The 5,880-nt window shown below is 41.1% G+C and carries 5 protein-coding genes and 1 other RNA gene; 3 read left to right on the plus strand and 3 right to left on the minus strand.

The window, feature by feature from the left end; genetic code table 11:
• Nucleotides 1–71: 71 nt before the first annotated feature.
• Together AB4140_RS03390 and AB4140_RS03395 are read right to left on the minus strand one after the other, a co-directional pair.
• A complete protein-coding gene (locus tag AB4140_RS03390; protein WP_102440492.1) occupies nucleotides 72–407 on the minus strand; it encodes an RnfH family protein in 336 nt (111 codons plus the stop codon).
• On the minus strand, nucleotides 397–834 hold the full coding sequence (locus tag AB4140_RS03395) for a type II toxin-antitoxin system RatA family toxin (protein WP_102440491.1): 438 nt from the start codon (nucleotides 832–834) through the stop codon (nucleotides 397–399). The genes AB4140_RS03390 and AB4140_RS03395 overlap by 11 nt, the downstream gene beginning before the upstream one ends.
• A 205-nt stretch (nucleotides 835–1,039) precedes the next feature.
• Between AB4140_RS03395 and smpB the strand changes: the two genes are divergently transcribed.
• Together smpB and ssrA are read left to right on the plus strand one after the other, a co-directional pair.
• Nucleotides 1,040–1,537 carry an SsrA-binding protein SmpB gene (gene smpB / locus AB4140_RS03400; protein ID WP_076542647.1) on the plus strand — a complete coding sequence of 166 codons (498 nt, stop codon included), beginning with the start codon at nucleotides 1,040–1,042 and terminating at the stop codon, nucleotides 1,535–1,537.
• 73 nt (nucleotides 1,538–1,610) lie between these two features.
• Nucleotides 1,611–1,965, plus strand: a transfer-messenger RNA (tmRNA) gene (gene ssrA, locus AB4140_RS03405).
• Nucleotides 1,966–2,141: 176 nt separating this feature from the next.
• On the opposite strand, the gene AB4140_RS03410 is transcribed toward ssrA, so the two are convergent.
• Nucleotides 2,142–2,483: a zinc ribbon domain-containing protein YjdM gene (locus tag AB4140_RS03410; RefSeq protein ID WP_076542642.1), complete on the minus strand. Its 342-nt coding sequence runs from the start codon at nucleotides 2,481–2,483 to the stop codon at nucleotides 2,142–2,144.
• A gap of 396 nt (nucleotides 2,484–2,879) precedes the next feature.
• On the opposite strand from AB4140_RS03410, the gene AB4140_RS03415 reads away from it, so the two are divergent.
• Nucleotides 2,880–5,618 (plus strand): EAL domain-containing protein, encoded by a 2,739-nt coding sequence (locus AB4140_RS03415; RefSeq protein WP_133126442.1) that lies wholly within the window; start codon nucleotides 2,880–2,882, stop codon nucleotides 5,616–5,618.
• Nucleotides 5,619–5,880: the final 262 nt, after the last annotated feature.

Below are 5,880 nucleotides of genomic sequence, written 5' to 3' on the forward strand. Positions count from 1 at the left end.
CAAAATTAGTTACAGTCTCCTCCGTTTTTATTTATGTAATAGCAGTAATACATGACCGCTTTTAGTTCAAATCAGTTAACTTTTGCACCCGTTATCTTATTGCTGCGGCCTTCTTCTTTGGCTTTTTCAGCACGCTTGCGACGCACATCTTTAGGATCTGCAATTAATGGCCGATATATTTCTATTCGTTGACCGGACACCAATACTTCATCATGCTTGACCTGACGGCTAAACACCCCTAGCTTCACCTTGGCTAAATCAATTTCTGGAAAAAAGCTGACAATATTGCTTTGCTTTACCGCCTCAATAAATGTGGTGCCAGGCAGCACATTCACGCTAATAATTTTTTGCTGAGTCGGTAGCGCATAAATCACATCCACCGCAAATGTTTCAACATCATTTGTCATTGTAAATCACCTTGGCTCTTTCAGTGAATGCCGTCACCATTGAATTCATCAGATCTTTAAACACTTTACCAAAGGCCAAATCAGCTAATGGATTTGAAAAATCGAAATTTAAATCAAATTCAACTTTACAGGCATCGTCCGTTAACTCGGTAAAGCGCCATAAACCGTCTAAATGTTTAAAAGGGCCATTCTCAAGCCTTAACTCAATCGTTTTACCTGGCACCACTTGGTTACGAGTGGTGAAGGTTTTACGGATCCCAGCTTTAGAGACATCAACCGACGCCACCATAGTTTGTCCATCAAACTCCAGCACTTTCCCACCCACACAGCCGGGTAAAAATGCATGATATGACTCCACATCATTAACCAGATCATACATCTGCATTGCACTAAATCGAACCAGTACACTTTTTGAAATTTTTGGCATGAAAAACAACACTCATATTAACAATGAGTCGATTTTAACATGCTCCCAAGAAAACGCATCCATTACAGCTTGATGAATGTACTCGCATCTTTAAGCCGTTTGGGTATAATCCACAGATTAGTTTTCTCTCTCCCCCATCTCTGCCACACGTCAACGAGTAAGCAGAGTTTTTTAAATGGGATAACAGCGGGTATCACACGCGATTATGGTAAAAAAGAATTCAAAAAAATCAAAGAATCCGCCCGCTACGATTACACGTAATAAGCGCGCCACCTTTGAATTTAAAATCGAAGAAAAAGTCGAAGCCGGTTTAGAGCTTCAAGGCTGGGAAGTAAAATCTTTGCGTATGGGTAAAGTGACCCTCGCAGATTGCTACGTTTTTATTAAAAACGGTGAAGCCTTTATGCATGGCTGTACCATTCAGCCACTTAACACTGCAACCACCCATGTAGTTTGCGACCCAGTGCGTACTAAAAAGCTGTTATTAAAGCGCAGTGAAATTGATAAACTTGAAGGCTTAATTGAGCGTCAAGGCTACACCTTAGTGCCATTGTCACTTTACTGGCGCAAAAGCGCTTGGGTAAAGGTGGAAATAGGACTCGGTAAAGGTAAAAAAGATCACGATAAACGCCAAGACACTAAAGAACGTGAGTGGAAAGTTGAACAATCTCGAGTAATGAAGAAGTCGAGACTGGACGGATAATGAACAAACGATTGTAACTGTGGTCAAATACATTAGGTATTTTAGTATTTACCCGATACAATCAACAAACTTTGGGGGCGATTCTGGATTCGACAGGATTCACGAAACCCTGGGAGCATGTCGAGGGGCGGTTGGCCTCGTAAAAAGCCGCACTGTTATAGTTGCTAACGACTCTAACTACTCTCTAGCAGCTTAGGCTAGCTAGCCATCTTACCCACGTCTCTCAAATGGGCAGGGATTCAAGATGGTCATATTACATTTGATAGCGAGGGAACTCCGTCCGAGGGTGAACCGCGAAATAGTATCGGACTCGCCAATTGCAATCCTGTCTTTCGGAGTGTACTTGGTTAACCAAAAGAGAGACTAAACATGTAGCGCCTTGGATGTAGGCTTTCTGGACGCGGGTTCAAATCCCGCCGCCTCCACCAAATTCTAAAAGGGCTTAACCGCAAGGTTAAGCCCTTTTTCTTTGGCTAGTTCAAACAACTTTTATCAATCCCAATCAATAACTTTCTCGATTCCAATGAGGCGGTGGCAACTGAACTGCCGGCCATAAAAAAACCTGCACTTGGCAGGTTTTTTTCAAACTCAATTAAAAAGCGATTTAGTTTTGCTTTCTAACAAACTTTGATTTGAGCATCATTTGGCCGTGACCATCAACTTTACAGTCAATATCATGGTCAGCATCAACAAAACGTTTGATAACCGCTTTAGTACCAACTTTAAGCACTAATGAAGAACCTTTTACTTTAAGGTCTTTAATCAGCGTCACTTTGTCTTCTTCTGCAAGTAGGTTACCTACTGCATCTTTTAGGATGATTGCATCTGGATCAACGATTTCTTCGTTTGGGTTCCATTCATGAGCACATTCTGGACAAACTAGTTGTGAGCCATCTTCGTATACGTAGGCTGATTCACATTTTGGACATGGTGGGATATTGCTCATGGTGAGTTCTCTTTAAATGAATGATTGTCTGCCTTTAAGTGGCTTAAATAGCACTTTTATTGCAGAAACAGATATAGCTTATTATACGCAAAATAAGCTATATCTGCTAGACAGCTTATTTGCTGAGCTTCACAAATTAGCACCTTGATGTGAGACTGAACTGGCCAAGGTGTTATTTTTCATACAAGTGTGTTAAACATGTTACATCAGTTATTTTAAGCCCAAACTCTGGCCTCATAAGGGCTTGCGATCATTGGTGATTTTTCCGAACACTGTTTAAGGCATTTTTTATACTGCTATTTGTTGACCTCTGTGAAATTGCAGCTCATATTGCTTACCAAAGGCTAAGTAATATAGTCATCTGTAGTTACTTTTTTAAGATACAAGGTCGTGTCTGTGAGTATAGTTGCTCATTATTTACATAAATGGAAAATGAGGCTGGGCATTTTGGTTGCACTAGTCTGTTTGTGGCCGATTCAAACTTGGCTAATTAATGCAATGACTACAGATGCGTTAAGCCCTTATCGCATCACGCTAACCTTGCCGCTCTCTGACGCCCTCAATCAAGATTATGGTCTTAGCCCTGATGCTAAAGTGAATAAGGTTTTTGTCAGTGGCAGTTTTTCTGACTGGTATAGTGACGACCCTTATTATCAAATGCAGCAAGTCTCTGCTAACCAGTGGCAATATGATCTTTCCATTCATCCCGGTGACATTGAATATAAACTGGTACTGCATCTCGATGGACAGCCGACACCGATTTGGATTTTAGACCCGAATACCCCTAACACAGCCAGTAACCCTTGGGGTGATACCAACTCTGTGTTACACGTGTTTGACTGGCCCAAGATTGCCACCACAGTGCAGCTATTTACTCTATCGATTGTGGGGGCATTTTTACTATTTTGTGTATTAGAGCCTTTTTTATATTGGTTACTGCATTTAAAAATGCCCTTTCACCGTAAACTGATGATCAGCAACATGTTGATCCTTATTTGTGTACAAGTGGTGTTTTTTGGCTATCAACTGCATCAAAGCCGCCAATTGATAAAGCTTTCGGTTAGTGACACCTTGCATAACATGCACTTACTGCTAGCCAGTGAACAAATTGATTTTGACAACATAGCAAGCCAGCAACAACAAATCTCAGCGACCATTGAGCGTTTTTTTTCTCAAGCGACTACCCGCATCGATAAAAAACAAAACAGCTTATTTCAAATTACCTTGTCTGATTTTGCGGTGCTGGATAAAAACGGCCAATTAGTCAGTTTGCATCACCGCCGTCAGAATGAAACCATCCAACAAGATAGAGCCTCAAAACTTGGCTTTGCTAGCTCTGAAGATTACTTTATGAAGGGCTTATGGGCGCAATTAATTCCCAAGGCACAACAACAAGCGCTTACTGGGCAATTACAGGTAAAAAAACGCCCACGTAATATGCGTAAAATAGAAACCGCCCGTACCCAACAAGCTGAATGGGTACTAGGTTTTAGCCAGTTGATGCAGCCTATTGTCTACCGAGGTCAATTAAAAGGCTTTTATGGTGCGTCGATTCAAGTAAAGCTTTATGGCACTGAACTATTAAATATACTGTTTTTTCAGTTGTTGCTTTTGCTGGGGCTGATTGCTGTCGCTAGCTGGTTGTTTATGCGCGTCGGTAAAATTGTCACCAAAGACATTCTAATACTGACCAGTTGGACCCAAAGAATCGTTAAGGGTAATTTAAACCAAAAACTTTACATAAATAGCCAAGATGAAATTCAACAACTGGCCGAAGACTTCGAATTAATGCGTCAGTCCTTGGTCACCAGTTTTAATAAAATTGAGCAGCAAAATACTAATCTGTATACCGAGGCTTATTTTAATAATCTTACAGGCTTGCCTAACCGCAAAAAGCTTTACGCAGATTTAGCAGGCAAAACTGCGCACTCTTTAATTGCCTTTAACATTAATCAGTTTGGCCAAATAAATGATTTTTACGGGGTAAAAACTGGCGATGCGACTATCAAAGTTATTGCCAAGCGGATCGTCGCTGCCGCTAGTCAGCACACGGTTTACAAAACCGGCGCTAACGAGTTTGTCGTCACCCTTAGCAATCAAGTTGAAGATCTGCACTTACAACAACTAGCAGAAGCCATTATTGATGATGTCACTCAACATGCCATCACCATAGATGGCAACGAGGTATATGTTAACCTCAGCGCCGGTGGAGCCCACTGTATTGATAGTAATTACTCACAACTGCATCAACATGCTGATTTAGCCAGAAGAATTGCCCTTAAACAGTTTCAGCGTTATCAGCTGTTTTCTTTATCAATGGTCAACCCACAAGCTTTTGAACACAACATGCAGCAAAGCCGTATGTTGGCGCTGGCAATACAAAATGATGCCGTAGTGCCCTTTGTACAATTAATCCAGCCACTGGATGGCAATAGCGCCCCGAAATTTGAATGTTTAATGCGAATAAAACAAGCTGATGGCGATTATTTAACGCCTGCAATGTTTATGAAAACCGCCGTGCAATCGCGTATTTACCCACTATTGATGCAGAGTATGCTAACAAAATCTTTTGCATTATTTCATCTACAGCCCTACGAGTTTTCAGTCAATATCTCTATCGATGATATTGCCCTACCTGAACAAGTGAATCAGCTGCTTAATTTACTGAAGCAATACTCTGGGGTGGCGCAAAGATTAACCTTTGAATTACTTGAAAGTGATGAGATCACCAACTACCAATTAGTAAAAGACTTCATTGCAAAAGTAAAACCTTTTGGCTGTAAAATAGCCATTGATGACTTTGGAGCTGGTTATTCTAACTTTAGTCATTTACTCAGCTTAGATGTGGATATCATTAAGATTGATGGCTCGCTTATCCGTCACCTAGATCATGATAAAAAAGCCCAACATTTAGTTGAAACCGTATCTGAGTTTGCTCGCAAAATGCATATTCAAACCGTGGCTGAATTTGTGGATTCTGACAAGGTGCTAAATATGGTCAAGCACTACCAAATTGATTACGCCCAAGGCTATTTACTGGGTAAACCCCAGCCAACAATTGAGGCAGCATTAGGCTTACCGCGCCCAGTAAAAAAACAGCTGACAAATAGCGTTATTGAGCCAGTATTTAGTTAACCCTCAGCACTATCTGCAAGCACTAATCACTAATCACTAAGGAGTTAGGAGTTAGGAGTTAGGAGTTAGGAGTTAGAAGTAAGTGCTAATCACTAACAAAAAATACCGCTACTCAGTTGCGGTATGTTGTCACTCACCAAGCCGGCTCAATCAGCGATGAGCTGTGTTTTTATGAGTCTGGTTGCAATTAAACTCGCTCAGACAACATGGCATCAGATTAGTGTGAAACACAAAACCGTGGCCATTAAATAAAACTAGGGCG

It is taken from the genome of Shewanella sp. 10N.286.51.B2, assembly GCF_041469265.1.
Lineage (GTDB): Bacteria > Pseudomonadota > Gammaproteobacteria > Enterobacterales > Shewanellaceae > Shewanella.